The sequence below is a fragment of the Marinobacterium rhizophilum genome, from assembly GCF_024397915.1.
GTDB classification, from domain to species: Bacteria; Pseudomonadota; Gammaproteobacteria; order Pseudomonadales; family Balneatricaceae; genus Marinobacterium_A; species Marinobacterium_A rhizophilum_A.
Genome location: NZ_CP073347.1, coordinates 3,238,926 through 3,251,662, shown reverse-complemented (window position 1 = coordinate 3,251,662; position 12,737 = coordinate 3,238,926). Strand labels below are relative to the sequence as shown.

The 12,737-nt window shown below is 62.4% G+C and carries 13 protein-coding genes; 1 reads left to right on the top strand and 12 read right to left on the bottom strand.

The annotated features are described in order from the left end of the window. Positions 1 to 63 precede the first annotated feature (63 nt). On the top strand, positions 64 to 1,608 hold the full coding sequence (locus KDW95_RS14610) for a bifunctional GNAT family N-acetyltransferase/carbon-nitrogen hydrolase family protein (protein WP_255852553.1): 1,545 nt from the start codon (positions 64 to 66) through the stop codon (positions 1,606 to 1,608). Positions 1,609 to 1,647: 39 nt separating this feature from the next. Here KDW95_RS14610 and KDW95_RS14605 read toward each other — a convergent pair whose 3' ends face one another. The 12 genes from KDW95_RS14605 to KDW95_RS14550 all read right to left on the bottom strand — a co-directional run bounded on the left by KDW95_RS14605 (position 1,648) and on the right by KDW95_RS14550 (position 12,723). Then, on the bottom strand, positions 1,648 to 1,803 hold the full coding sequence (locus KDW95_RS14605; protein WP_255856521.1) for a 2OG-Fe(II) oxygenase: 156 nt from the start codon (positions 1,801 to 1,803) through the stop codon (positions 1,648 to 1,650). Positions 1,804 to 1,954: 151 nt separating this feature from the next. Then, on the bottom strand, positions 1,955 to 2,608 hold the full coding sequence (locus KDW95_RS14600) for a 2OG-Fe(II) oxygenase (RefSeq protein ID WP_255852552.1): 654 nt from the start codon (positions 2,606 to 2,608) through the stop codon (positions 1,955 to 1,957). Between the two features lie 123 nt (positions 2,609 to 2,731). Beyond that, complete coding sequence (gene dbpA / locus KDW95_RS14595; protein ID WP_255856520.1) at positions 2,732 to 4,066, bottom strand: ATP-dependent RNA helicase DbpA; 1,335 nt, start codon at positions 4,064 to 4,066, stop codon at positions 2,732 to 2,734. A 137-nt stretch (positions 4,067 to 4,203) separates the two neighbouring features. Then, complete coding sequence (locus tag KDW95_RS14590) at positions 4,204 to 4,332, bottom strand: hypothetical protein (protein ID WP_255852551.1); 129 nt, start codon at positions 4,330 to 4,332, stop codon at positions 4,204 to 4,206. After that, positions 4,325 to 4,453 (bottom strand): hypothetical protein, encoded by a 129-nt coding sequence (locus KDW95_RS14585; protein WP_255852550.1) that lies wholly within the window; start codon positions 4,451 to 4,453, stop codon positions 4,325 to 4,327. Before KDW95_RS14585 ends, KDW95_RS14590 begins: the two co-directional genes overlap by 8 nt. Further along, positions 4,446 to 4,574: a hypothetical protein gene (locus tag KDW95_RS14580; RefSeq protein WP_255852549.1), complete on the bottom strand. Its 129-nt coding sequence runs from the start codon at positions 4,572 to 4,574 to the stop codon at positions 4,446 to 4,448. The genes KDW95_RS14585 and KDW95_RS14580 overlap by 8 nt, the downstream gene beginning before the upstream one ends. A 113-nt stretch (positions 4,575 to 4,687) precedes the next feature. Then, positions 4,688 to 5,530, bottom strand: a complete 843-nt coding sequence (locus KDW95_RS14575) for an NAD-dependent protein deacetylase (RefSeq protein ID WP_255852548.1) — start codon at positions 5,528 to 5,530, stop codon at positions 4,688 to 4,690. 104 nt (positions 5,531 to 5,634) lie between these two features. Further along, positions 5,635 to 6,129, bottom strand: a complete 495-nt coding sequence (locus tag KDW95_RS14570) for a hypothetical protein (protein WP_255852547.1) — start codon at positions 6,127 to 6,129, stop codon at positions 5,635 to 5,637. A gap of 150 nt (positions 6,130 to 6,279) precedes the next feature. Further along, complete coding sequence (locus KDW95_RS14565; RefSeq protein ID WP_255852546.1) at positions 6,280 to 8,460, bottom strand: malate synthase G; 2,181 nt, start codon at positions 8,458 to 8,460, stop codon at positions 6,280 to 6,282. A gap of 195 nt (positions 8,461 to 8,655) precedes the next feature. Further along, the gene (locus tag KDW95_RS14560; RefSeq protein ID WP_255852545.1) at positions 8,656 to 9,033 is read right to left on the bottom strand and encodes a DUF4870 family protein; all 378 of its coding nucleotides are present in this window, start codon (positions 9,031 to 9,033) and stop codon (positions 8,656 to 8,658) included. 44 nt (positions 9,034 to 9,077) lie between these two features. Beyond that, positions 9,078 to 9,482, bottom strand: a complete 405-nt coding sequence (locus KDW95_RS14555; protein ID WP_255852544.1) for an acyl-CoA thioesterase — start codon at positions 9,480 to 9,482, stop codon at positions 9,078 to 9,080. After that, on the bottom strand, positions 9,475 to 12,723 hold the full coding sequence (locus KDW95_RS14550; protein ID WP_255852543.1) for a mechanosensitive ion channel domain-containing protein: 3,249 nt from the start codon (positions 12,721 to 12,723) through the stop codon (positions 9,475 to 9,477). Before KDW95_RS14550 ends, KDW95_RS14555 begins: the two co-directional genes overlap by 8 nt. Positions 12,724 to 12,737: the final 14 nt, after the last annotated feature.

Below are 12,737 nucleotides of genomic sequence, written 5' to 3'. Positions count from 1 at the left end.
GCATGGTTGCAACCGGGTGTGCGATCTTTAGTCCCAGTGCTGGTCGAATCGAACGGAGTCCGTATGAGTCTTGAAGATCTCAAGCTAGGTTTGCGCAATATCACCCACAGTGACTACCCCCAGGTTCAGGAGCTGATGGACCGGGTGTACCCGGATATCGGCGGCGCCTGGCCCGAATCCACCATACACAAACTGGTGGATGAGTTCCCCGAAGGACAGATCTGTGTCGTGGACAATGAGCAGGTTGTGGGCATCGCCCTGACGGCCCTGGTGAGTTATGAAAAGTTCAGCAACCCCCATACCTATGATGATCTTATCGGTCGTGGCCAGGAAATCCATGTCGACCCCGCGGGCGATGCGCTCTACGGGCTCGATGTGCTGATCAATCCGGAGTACCGCGGCTACCGCCTGGGCCGCCGGCTGTACGATGCGCGCAAGGAGCTGTGTCGCCAGTTCAACCTGCGCAGTATTCTCGCCGGCGGGCGTATTCCCAAGTACCACGAATACAGCGACGAGCTGTCGGCCAAGGAATACATCGGCAAGGTATCACGCAAGGAAATCTACGATCCGATCCTGAGTTTCCAGCTGGCCAACGACTTTACCGTCAAGCGACTGCTGCGCCGCTATCTGCCGGAAGATGAAAAATCCGCTGGCTACGCCACCCTGCTGGAGTGGGACAACATCCTGTACGAGCCCGAGGCGCGGCCGATCAGCGTGCGCAAGACCCAGGTACGGGTTGGCGTGGTGCAGTGGCAGATGCGCACCATCGAGTCGGTGGAGGATATCCTGCAGCAGGTGGAGTACTTCGTCGACACGGTGTCGGAGTACGAAAGCGACTTTGTGCTCTTCCCCGAGTTTTTCAACGGCGCCCTCATGGGGCTGACCAACCAGTCCCAGCGTACCGAGGCCATTCGCTACCTGGCCGGTTATACCGAGCAGTTCCGCGAAGCCATGCTGCAGATGGCGGTGAGCTACAACATCAACATCATCACCGGTTCCATGCCGCTGATTGAAAATGACCGGCTCTACAACGTGGCCTACCTGTGCCACCGCGACGGTACCTGCGAGGAACAGCGCAAGCTGCACATCACGCCCCACGAGCGGCGCGACTGGGTGATAGAAGGTGGCGAAGGTTTGCAGGTGTTCGATACCGATGCGGGCAAGATCGGCATACTGATCTGCTACGACGTTGAGTTTCCCGAACTCGGGCGCCTGCTGGCCGAGGAAGGCATGGAAATCCTGTTCGTTCCCTTCTGGACCGACACCAAGAATAGCTACCTGCGCGTGCGTCACTGCGCCCAGGCGCGGGCGATCGAGAACGAGTGTTACGTCTGCATCGCGGGCAGTGTCGGCAACCTGCCCAGTGTGGATAACCTGGACGTGCAGTACGCCCAGTCGGCGGTGTTCTCGCCGTCGGACTTCATGTTCCCCCATGATGCGGTGCTGTCCGAAACCACGCCAAATACCGAGATGATCATGTTCTCGGACCTGGACCTGGACAAGCTGAAGGTGGTGCGGGCCGAAGGCTCGGTGACCAACCTGCGCGATCGCCGGCACGATCTCTACCAGGTGAGCATGCGCAATAAGGGGGGCATGGCAGACAGCTGAGGCTTTGAGCTAGAGAGCCCAGGGGGAGCCGCCGCGCGTTCAGCGCGGAGGATCGACGATGCCGCCCAGGCTGTTGTTGACCCGGTACCAGCCGGCGAGGCTCAGCCGCTGGCGCCTGGCCGGCAGCACTTCGTGGGGAAAGCGGTCACTCAGAAACACCACCAGGGTGCCGTAGCAGGGTTCGACCCGCTCAATGGGGGTCCGGGCCTGTTCATCGGCATAGATCAGCAGTTCGCCACCGCTGCCTGCCTGCCTGCCAGTCCGGGTTCAGGTAGCACAGGGTCGAGAGGACCCGGTGTAGGTACAGCCGGCCAGAAAGGTCGCGGGGTACGCCTGGCAGCCAGGGTCAGCGCGGTGGATCGACGATGCCGCCCAGGCTGTTGTTGACCCGGTACCAGCCGGCGAGGCTCAGCCGCTGGCGCCTGGCCGGCAGCACTTCGTGGGGAAAGCGGTCACTCAGAAACACCACCAGGGTGCCGTAGCAGGGTTCGACCCGCTCTATCGGGGTCCGGGCCTGTTCATCGGCATAGATCAGCAGCTCGCCACCGCTGCCTGCCTGCCAGTCCGGGTTCAGGTAGCACACGGTCGAGAGGACCCGGTTGGTGCGGCCCTGGAAGGCATCCAGATGGCGACGGTAGAAGGCACCCTGTGGATAACGCGAGAAGTGACACTCGTAGTCAAACAGGCCCATCATCAGGCGCCGGTTGATGCCGGTGCGCAATGCCTCCATCCAGGCGAGGTAAGCCGCCTCTTCCGGGCAGGCGCGTGACAGCCAGCGGATCTGGTCTCCGCGCACCTGGCGGTTCAGCTGATGTTCCTGATCCCGGCCGATACCGGCCCGGCGAAACTCCTCCTGCTCCAGCTCTTGTAGGTACTGGTACATGCGGTCCGTCAGGGATGCCGGCAGTGCCCGGGGATAGATGCAGTAGCCGGTGGTCGCCAGGTCGTCGGCGATACGGTCGAACAGCAGGGTGCTGTCGGGCAGGACAATGGCGTTCAAGGCGGTGCTCAATGTTTGATCAAAGCGCACTATTTACGCCTGTAAACCGCCTTTGTCCATCCTTTTTGAGCGCTGCAAGGGACTTTTTGGCGCCCTGGGGTGTTTCCCGGGGCGCTGGCGGTTCTAGAGCTTGCGGATACGGTACTTGCGGCCCTTGATGGTGCCGTTTTGCAACTGTTCCAGGGCCCTGGAGGCGACCGCCCGCTCCACCGCCACGTAGGACACGAAGTCGAAGATAAAGATCTTGCCCACGCTGGCGCCGGCGATACCGGAGGTGCCGGTGAGGGCGCCGAGAATGTCGCCGGGGCGTACCTTGTTCTTGCGCCCGCCATTGATAGCCAGTGTCACCATGGCTGCGGGAGCTGGGTGTTCGCCGCCCAGTTCAGGCAAGGGCAGGAAGTCGGGATCTTCCGCCTGCAGGGCCTGCATGATGGCATTGACCTTGTAGCCTTCGGACGGAATCACCAGGTTCAGCGCCAGACCCTCTCGCCCGGCGCGGCCGGTGCGGCCGATACGGTGGGTATGGGTGTCGGCGTCACGGGTCAGCTCGTAGTTTATGACACAGGGCAGGTCGTCGATATCCAGGCCGCGGGCTGCCACGTCGGTGGCTATCAGGATCGGGCAGCTGCGGTTGGAAAACAGCACCAGTACCTGGTCACGGTCACGCTGATCCAGTTCACCGTGCAGCACTGCGGCGCTGAAACCCTGATTGTTAAGAAACTCTCCCAGTTCATTGCAGCTTTGCCGTGTATTGCAGAAGATCACCGCCGCTTCCGGGCGATAGTGCAGCAACAATCGCTGCAGCGCCTGCATGCGCTCATCCCGGTCGGTTTCGAAGAAGCACTGCTGGATCTTCAGCGGGCTTTCCCTGGTCTCGATGGTAATGGTGGCGGGGTCGCGCTGAAATTCGGCACTCAGGGCCTGAATGCCTTCCGGATAGGTGGCGGAGAACAGTAACGTCTGCCGGCTGGGCGGCGTTTCCTTGGCGATCTGCTTGATTTCATCCCGAAAACCCATGTCCAGCATGCGGTCGGCTTCATCCAGCACCAGGGTTTTGATGCGGCCGAGCTTTAGAGTGCCCTTGTTCAGGTGGTCGCGGATACGTCCGGGTGTGCCAACCACCACGTGGGCGCCGTGCTCCAGCGAGCCGATCTGCGGGCCAATGGAAACGCCCCCCGACAGGGTGATGATCTTGATGTTGGCCTGGAAGCGCGCCAGCCGGCGCAGTTCGTTGGCAACCTGGGTGGCCAGTTCCCGGGTCGGGCACAGCACCAGTGCCTGGGGGGTAAAGCTGGTGGGGTCAAGCTTGAGCAGCAGACCGATGCCGAAGGCCGCCGTCTTGCCGCTGCCGGTTTTGGCCTGGGCAATCAGGTCGCGTTTTTCCAGCAGCAGGGGCAGGCTCTGTTGCTGAATGGGCGTCATTTCCTGATAGCCAATGGCGGTCAGGTTATCGAGCATGGCCTGGGGCAATGGCAGGTCGGTAAAGGGGAGTGACGTCAACGGGTAGCCTCGGTAGCCGGTCTGAAAGCGGCCATTATAGCCGAATCGGACTGCCAATGCTGTGACCTTGCAGTACTGCAGGGTCCCGCAGGCGGTTAGCCCAGACAGGCTTTCAGCAGTACGCCTGCGGGGGCTTCGAGCTTGAGATTGAGCAGGTCATCGGCGCGGGCATTGGAGTCCCGGGTCGGCTGGCAGTGAGTCGATGCTTGCCGGGATTCAGCCAAGACAATGTTGCAGCAGTATGCCTGCGGGGGCTTCGAGCTTGAGGCTGAGCAGGTCATCGGCGCGGGCATTGGAGTCCCGGGTCGGCTGGCAGTGAGTCGATGCTTGCCGGGATTCAGCCAAGACAATGTTGCAGCAGTATGCCTGCGGGGGCTTCGAGCTTGAGGCTGAGCAGGTCATCGGCGCGGGCACTGGAGTCCCAGGTCGGCTGGCAGTGAGTCGATGCTTGCCGGGATTCAGCCAAGACAATGTTGCAGCAGTACGCCTGCGGGGGCTTCGAGCTTTAGGCTGAGCAGGTCATCGGCGCGGGCACTGGAGTCCCAGGTCGGCTGGCAGTGAGTCGATGCTTGCCGGGATTCAGCCAAGACAATGTTGCAGCAGTACGCCTGCGGGGGCTTCGAGCTTGAGATTGAGCAGGTCATCGGCGCGGGTGCGACCCAGGTTCACGGCGGCGATGGGCTTGCCAAGGGCCGCGGCCTGGCGGCAAAAGCGAAAGCCCGAATAGACCATCAGTGATGAGCCCACCACCAGCATGGCATCGGCACGGGCCAGCGCATCCATGGCACTGCTGACCCGTTCCCGCGGGACCTGGTCGCCGAAGAACACCACGTCGGGCTTGAGAATGCCGCCACAGCTGTCGCAGTCGTGCAGCTTGAAGTGGCTGAAATCCACTTCGAGGTCTGCATCTCCGTCCGGGGCGGCCGGTGCCTGCAGCCGGGCAAAGCCCGGGTTGTCGCAGGCCAGGCGCTGCTGCACGCTGGCGCGGGCATAGCGCTGACTGCAACCCAGACAGATAACGCTGTCGGAGCGCCCGTGCAGGTCCAGCACCGCATGGCTGCCGGCACGCTGATGCAGGCCGTCCACATTCTGGGTCACCAGCAGTTCGATCTGCTGGCGCTGTTCCAGTACGGCAAGGCCGAGGTGCGCGGCATTGGGCCGGGCTTTGGCCATCAGCGGCCAGCCTGCCAGGCTGCGGCCCCAGAAACGCTGCCGACAACTGTGGCTGGTGACGAAGTCGCGGTGATCCACCGGCGGCGGGCGTTTCCAGTTGCCCTGGTGATCGCGGTAGTCGGGTATGCCGGAATCGGCGCTGATACCCGCGCCCGACAGCACGAACAGGCGCGGGTGGCGGGCCAGAAAGGCGGCGAGCTCATCGCTCATTCGTTGCAGCGTACTGTCTGGCGGCTGGGTATCTGGCATGGCAAAAACACTTGTCCGGTGTCGGGTTCACAGTGGTGCAAAGAGTACGTGCAAGTCTGTCGGCGGGCCAGCATTTTAGCCATTGGCCTTGTTGGCACAGGGCTTCAGAGCGGTTCGATATCGTACAGTTGCAGGGCATCAAGGGGGCGAAACAGCAGTACATGGCGGTAGTGGTTCGAGCCTTCCAGTGCCAGGGTGGCGAAGCCGTCCAGACCACAGGACGGGCAGTAATGCTCCAGCAGCTCGCACAGGCGCCCAAGTCCCTGGCCGATGTCTTCCAGCCGGGGCTGGGTATCCGGCCGCGTGCTTGTTGCTGGCGTCGCTTGCGGCCCGATGAGGGGCGCGATAAAGGGAACCAGGCTCTGTACCGGCACTATGGCCAGGCGCAGCGCGGCCTTGGGGGTCGCGGTGATCAGGTAGCCGCTGTTGTGCTTTGGCAGCAGGGTGGGAGAGTGGCTCCACAGGCTGGTACGGTTGCTGTAGTAGCCGCGGTGATAGAACTGGCTGGGCTGGCCGTAGACCTCGATCTGGCAGTTGTCGATCGCCTGCTGCAACTGCCGGTCAAGCTGGAGTAGCAGGTCCTGTTCCGGTGCTGGCATGGGGGCCTCGGTGATTCTTGCCGGTGGCGGGTACTGTGCGGGCGCAACCTCCTAACTTTAGTTCAGCGCATCCAGGGGTGTGAACCCGGCACAAAAAAGGGCCCGCCGGTATCGCCGGCGGGCCCTTGTCGTCAGTCAGGCGCAGTGAAATCAGCCGGCGGTCCTGGCCTTGGCTTCGATGCGACGACGGTGCAGTACCGGCTCGGTGTAGCCGTTGGGCTGCTCGCGGCCTTCGAGTACCAGTTCACAGGCCGCCTGGAAGGCGACGCTGGCGGCGAAGTTACCGGCCATGGGCTGGTACAGCGGGTCATTGCTGTTCTGGCCATCCACCACGCCTGCCATGCGCTGCAGGGTTTCGATAACCTGCTCGCGGCTGCAGATGCCGTGGTGCAGCCAGTTGGCAATGTGCTGGGCCGAGATGCGCAGGGTCGCGCGGTCTTCCATCAGGCCAACATCGTTGATGTCCGGCACCTTGGAACAGCCCACGCCCTGGTCGACCCAGCGTACAACGTAGCCGAGGATGCCCTGGGCGTTGTTGTCCAGTTCCTGCTGAATTTCTTCCGCGGACCAGTTGGGGTTCTGCGATACCGGGATGGTGAGGATGTCGTCGACGCTGGCGCGCGGACGGCTCTTGAGTTCGTCCTGGCGGGCGAACACGTCCACCTGGTGGTAATGCATGGCATGCAGCGTTGCGGCCGTGGGCGACGGCACCCAGGCGGTGTTGGCGCCGGCCAGCGGGTGGCCGATCTTGGCCTTGAGCATGTTGGCCATCTGATCGGGGATGGCCCACATGCCCTTGCCGATCTGGGCACGGCCCTGCAGTCCACAGGCCAGACCGATGTCGACGTTGGAGTCTTCGTAGGCCTGGATCCAGGAGGCACCCTTCATGTCGCCCTTGCGGATGACGGGGCCTGCTTCCATGGACGTGTGGATTTCGTCGCCGGTACGATCCAGGAAGCCGGTGTTGATAAACACCACGCGGTCCTTGGCGGCGCGGATGCACTCCTTCAGGTTCACCGTGGTGCGGCGTTCCTCGTCCATAATGCCCATTTTCAGGGTGAAGGGCGTCAGGCCCAGAGCCTGTTCGACGCGGCCAAAGAGTTCGTTGGCAAAGGCCACTTCTTCGGGGCCGTGCATCTTCGGCTTGACGATGTACATGGAACCGGTGGTGGTGTTGCGCAGCGGCCCGGTGCCCTTGAGGTCGTGGATGGAGATCAGGGTAGTGATCATGCCGTCCAGAATGCCTTCGGGGACTTCGTTGCCGTCCTTGTCCAGAATGGCGTTGTTAGTCATCAGGTGGCCAACATTGCGCACGAACATCAGGCTGCGGCCCTTGAGGCTCAGGCTGCCGCCGTCCAGGGCGCGGTAGTCGCGATCCGGGTTCAGGCTGCGGGTAACGCTGCTGTCGCCCTTCTTGACCGTTTCGGTCAGGTCGCCTTTCATCAGGCCCAGCCAGTTGCGATAGACCAGTACCTTGTCATCCGCATCCACGGCGGCGACGGAGTCTTCGCAGTCCATGATGGTGGTGAGGGCGGATTCGAGCAGCAGGTCCTTGATGCCGGCGGGGTCATCCTTGCCAACCAGGCTGGTGGCATCGATCTGGATCTCGAAGTGCAGGCCGTTGTTCAGCAGCAGGATGGCGCTAGGCGCAGCGGCGTCTTCGCCACGGTAACCACGCAGTTTCTCAGGCTGCTGCAGCGCGCTGCTGCTGCCATCGCTGAGGCTGACAGCCAGCTGACCGTTCTGAATGCTGTAACCGACGGCGTCCTTGTGGGAGCCCGTGGCCAGCGGAACGGCCTGGTCCAGGAAGGTGCGGGCGAAGGCGATAACCCTGGCGCCGCGGGTGGGGTTGTAGTTCTTGCCTGCCTCGGCACCGGCATCGCTGGGAATGGCGTCTGTGCCGTAGAGGGCGTCGTAGAGGCTGCCCCAGCGGGCATTGGCGGCATTCAGCGCATAGCGGGCGTTCATGACCGGAACCACCAGCTGGGGGCCCGCCATGGTCGCCATTTCCGGATCGACATTGCTGGTGGTGACGCTGAAGCTATCGCCTTCAGGCAGCAGGTAGCCGATGTCGGTCAGGAATGCCTTGTAGTCGGAAAAATTGAAAGCCTGTCCCTTGCGCTCCCGGTGCCAGGCGTCAATCTGCGCCTGCAGCTGGTCTCGCTTGGTCAGGAGCTCACGATTGCGCGGTGCAAGATCGTGCACAATCGAATCGAACGCAGTCCAGAACTGGTCGGCGGTGACACCGGTGCCTGGCAGCGCTTCGTTATTGATAAAGTCATAAAGACTTGGGGTAACCTGGAGGTTACCGCTCTGTACCCTGTTATTCATTATGTACTGCCTCTTGCTATTCTTTCAGTCCCGAACGGGGCGAGGCACCCGAAACCGGGCAGTATTGGTTTAGTTTGGGTCTTTTGTGCGACGCGGTAATCTACCCGATTTTTGGCAAACTGTCGCCCCCTGTGCCCCGAAAGTAGTATAAATCCTCGTAACTTCGTTCTTTGTGCTGCCTCTATGGGCGACGAATCAGAACAGCCAGCTGCCCGGATTGGCCGGTGGTTCACGGCGTTCAAGCCGTTGCAGGCCCTTTACGCAGCGGATAATGAACCAGATGACTGCGAACAGAAAAATCAGAAATCCGATACCGATTCCGGCGAGTAAAGCGCCACAAAGTGTATACAGCAAGCCAATCCAGACGGTGCGTATCTGCCAGCGGTAATGGGCCTTGAGCCAGTCGCTGCCCTCCGATCTGTATACATAGGCCATGACCAGCCCCACCAGTGCGGTGATGCCCACCACCAGGCTGACCAAGTACAGAATGTAGATAATTTTGGCGTTACCACTGTCCTGTTGAGTATCCCGGGACGGCTCCGGGGCGGGTTCTGTGTGCAGGTCCTGTGTCATGGGCACTCCTTGTGCTAAGAAGAGGTGGGTTGTCGTCAAGGGGGTTACAGCTGCGCCCGGATTGAGTCCGGCAGCTGCACGGAGTGGCCACCGGCATGATCCATCCACACCACCTTGGAGTAGCCCTCGCCGACTCGCACCTCGGGCTGGGCGTCTGCATAGGCATGGTAGTAAATCATGAAGCTTGAGCGCCCAGGCTCGGCGACGAAACAGTCAATGCGCAGGCTACCCGGGTAGACCAGCGGGCGCAGGAAGGTGTAGCCGACATTGATGATCACCGGTGCCTGGGCGGCGCCCTCAAGGGCCGCGCCGAGCTTGATCAGCAGCTGTACCCGGGCTTCCTCGAGGTAACGGATATATTGCACGTTGTTGATGTGGCCATAGGCATCCATATCGCCCCAGCGCAGGGGCAGGTGGCAGCTGTGCAGCAGCTTTCCAGGTTCAGGCATTGCGGGAGTCTCCAGCTGCAGGCACGTCGGCCTGGGGTGGGTACAGGTGTACATCCATCTGCGGGAAGGCAATTTCCAGCCCTGCGCTTCTGAACTTGCGATCGATGGCCGTATTGACGTTATGGGTCACCACCATGCGGTCGGACATGGCGCTGACAAACAGGCGCAGTTCCAGGTCCAGGGTGCTGGCGCCAAAACCGGTGAAGAAGGCTTCGGGGGCTGGGTCGGCCAGCACGCGGTCGGTTTCCCGCGCCGCCTCTACCATCAGCGTCCGGGCATGCTCCGTATCCGAGCCGTAGGCCACGCCTACCCGTATCACCACCCGGGTGGTCGGGTCGGTGAGGGACCAGTTGATCAGCTGGTCGGTGATAAAGGTCTTGTTGGGGATAATCACTTCCTTGCGGTCCCAGTCGACGATGGTGGTGCCGCGGATCTGGATGCGCGTCACGGTGCCGCTGACACCGCCAATGGTGACGGTATCGCCAAGGCGCATGGGCTTTTCGAACAGGATGATGAGGCCGGAGACGAAGTTGGCGACGATTTCCTGCAGGCCAAACCCGAGCCCCACGCTGAGCGCGGCCACCAGCCACTGCAGTTTGGACCACTGCAGCCCCAGCTCGCCGACGCAGACAAGGATGCCGATGACCACCAGGGCGTACTTGATCAGGGTGGTGATGGCGTATCCAGTGCCCGGCCCCAGTGCCATGTGGCGCAGTACCAGCAGTTCCAGCAGGCCCGGCAGGTTGGCGGCGGCGAAGATGCTCAACCCCAGCAGCAGGGTGGCGAACAGCAGGTTCTTGAGGGTGACGCTGCTGAGCACATCACCCTCGGGGGTGCTGTTGATATTGGACCAGAGTACCAGCTTGTCGAACACATCCAGCGCCGGCAGGAAGTCCCGCAGTACCAGCCAGAGCAGGCTAAGCAGCAGAATCAGGCTGCTGGTGGCCAGCAGTTTGCGCGACTGCTCGGTAATGTCCTGCATGTCGAGATAGTTGGTGCTCAGGGAAGGTTCGTCCTCGTTTTTTTCCCGCGCCGCTGCAATCTCGGCCTGGCGCACCTGGGCGCGATCGAAGGCGAGCCTGCGCTCGGCGATCAGCAGCCAGCGCAGGCCCAGGCCGTAGGCCACGAAGACCGACAGGCAGACCACCAGGACCAGCAGCAGCAGGGTCATGAATACCTGGCTGGTAAATACATAGCCCACCAGCATCATGACCAGCAGGATGAAATTGAAACCCACCAGGCTGCCAAGCCAGGTTTCGGCCCTGAGCCACCAGCGTTTGCGCTGCGTCAACTGGTTCAGCAGCGGAGCAACGGTCAGCAAGCTCCCCCACAGCAGGGTGATGACGCCTGTGAGCGACAGCATCAGCAGTCGTTCCAGCCCGGATTTCATCACCTCGGAGTCCAGGGTCGTTGCATAGACGTAGACGAGACCGAGCAGCAGCGGGCCGCAGCTCAGGCCGAGCAGCAGCAGGCGCTGGCGCAGTACCCGGGCAAGCTCCGCTGCCACACCGAAATGGCCGACAAAGAGACCATGGGGTGTTTGCAGCCAGATGCGCAGGAAGTGGATGGTCCAGATAACCAGTGCGGCTATCTGCAGCATGAGGGTCAGTACATCGACATCCGGGTGTCCCGGATTGAGGGCGTAGCGGGCGCAGATCAACAGCAGCAGTGGCAGCGGCAGGGCAATCACCGGCGCCAGCACCAGCGGCAGGGCGGTATGCACGAAATGATCCTGCAGCACGTTGCCGATGTCTTGCTGCCAGAGCCGCAGGCGGGCGTCCTGGTAGCGCAGCAACAGCAGGGCCAGGCCACAGAGCAGGGTCAGCCCCAGCAGTGGCAGGGCGAGTCGGGCGGAGTAGCGCAGCAGCGGTATGCCGGCGTTGTTCTGCCAGCGTTGCAGCAGGAGTCTTCGACTGTCTGCCAGCTCGCTGAACCAGTTCAGTTGCACCGGGGTTACGCTGGGAAGCCAGAGCAGCTGCTCGCTGATCAGGGTGCGGGCCTGGGTGATGCGCTCGTTGATGTTCTCCTGCACCGACAGCAAAGACGACAGCTCGGCCACCAGGCTGAGACGGGCGTCGCGCAGCTTGCTGAACAGGCTCAGGCGATCGGTGAGCAGCTGGCGGTACTGGCTGCGGGCTTCCTGCGGAAGCTGCAGGCCGGCGGAGGTTTCATAGCCCCCCAGCTCCTGTTCGGTGCCCAGCTGATCGCGATTGAGGCGGATGTTCTGCAGCCGCAGCTGGTTGATGCGGGCGCGGGTACTGGCGGTATTGAGCGGGCGCGTCAGGCCGGCCTGCAGCCGGTGCAGTTCGGTGCCGACGTACTGTATCTCCAGCTCCAGCTGCTGCGAGATGGTACGGTAGGCGCTATCGACCTGGGCCAGGTGGGCTTCCTGCTGCCGGCGCAGGCTGCTGGTCTGCTCGATGCCCGCCAGGGTATCGCGCAGTTCCACGCTCAGGCTGCGGTTCTGCTCGCCGGCGGCCTGGAGTGCCGGGTCCAGCCCGCTGAGGCTGCTCTGTTGCAGTTCGCTGAGGGTCTTTTCGGTCTGGCTGCGCAGGCGCCACTGGATCAGTTCTTCCAGTTGCTGCAGTTGCTGCGTCGCCTGGCCGATGTCGCGGCTGACCTGCTGCAGTTTGAGATCATTGAGTTCGGCGCGCCCTGGCAGGGTCAGCAGCTCCAGTTCAATACTCTGGATTTGGGCGCTGAGCGCGCGCTGGCGGGCGCTTTGCAGCAGCTGGCCGGCTTCGCTGCCAGGCGTCTGGACTGTGGCGGGATCACTGGCCTGCTTGAGCTGCGTCAGCTGGTCACGCAGGCTGAGTCGCTTGTTGTCGTTGAGGTTGATGTCCTGCTGCAGCTGGTCGCGGGCCTTTTGCTGTTCCAAAAGACTGGCCTTGAGCAGTGTCTGGCGCTGCTGCAGCTGTTCCAGCGACTGCGCCTCGGCGGGCGTGGGCTCGGGCTCCAGGGGTTCGGCGGAGGCCTGGCGCCGGCGGTTGATGTCCGTGGGCAGGGTTTCCAGTTCCTGGCGCAGCTGTGCTGCACGGGTGTCGTACTGCTTCAAGTCCTGCAGCGTGTCCAGTGCCTGTTGATAGAGATCCCGCTCGGCCTGCTCTTCGGCACTGGGTGTTTTGCCCTCATACTGCGCAAGGCGTTCGGTCACCAGGGCAAGGTCTTCATCGGTGCCGGCCCAGGCACTGGTGCACAGCAGGGTGAAAAGCAGCAACAGGGTGGTCAGGGGCGCTTTCATGCAGCAACAGGCTC

Coding starts and splice junctions, on each gene's coding strand:
- KDW95_RS14610 (WP_255852553.1), top strand. CDS start 64: ATGAGTCTTGAAGATCTCAAGCTAGGTTTGCGCAATATCACCCACAGT.
- dbpA (WP_255856520.1), bottom strand. CDS start 4,066: ATGCTCGATAACCTGACCGCCATTGGCTATCAGGAAATGACGCCCATT.
- KDW95_RS14575 (WP_255852548.1), bottom strand. CDS start 5,530: ATGCCAGATACCCAGCCGCCAGACAGTACGCTGCAACGAATGAGCGAT.
- KDW95_RS14570 (WP_255852547.1), bottom strand. CDS start 6,129: ATGCCAGCACCGGAACAGGACCTGCTACTCCAGCTTGACCGGCAGTTG.
- KDW95_RS14565 (WP_255852546.1), bottom strand. CDS start 8,460: ATGAATAACAGGGTACAGAGCGGTAACCTCCAGGTTACCCCAAGTCTT.
- KDW95_RS14560 (WP_255852545.1), bottom strand. CDS start 9,033: ATGACACAGGACCTGCACACAGAACCCGCCCCGGAGCCGTCCCGGGAT.
- KDW95_RS14555 (WP_255852544.1), bottom strand. CDS start 9,482: ATGCCTGAACCTGGAAAGCTGCTGCACAGCTGCCACCTGCCCCTGCGC.
- KDW95_RS14550 (WP_255852543.1), bottom strand. CDS start 12,723: ATGAAAGCGCCCCTGACCACCCTGTTGCTGCTTTTCACCCTGCTGTGC.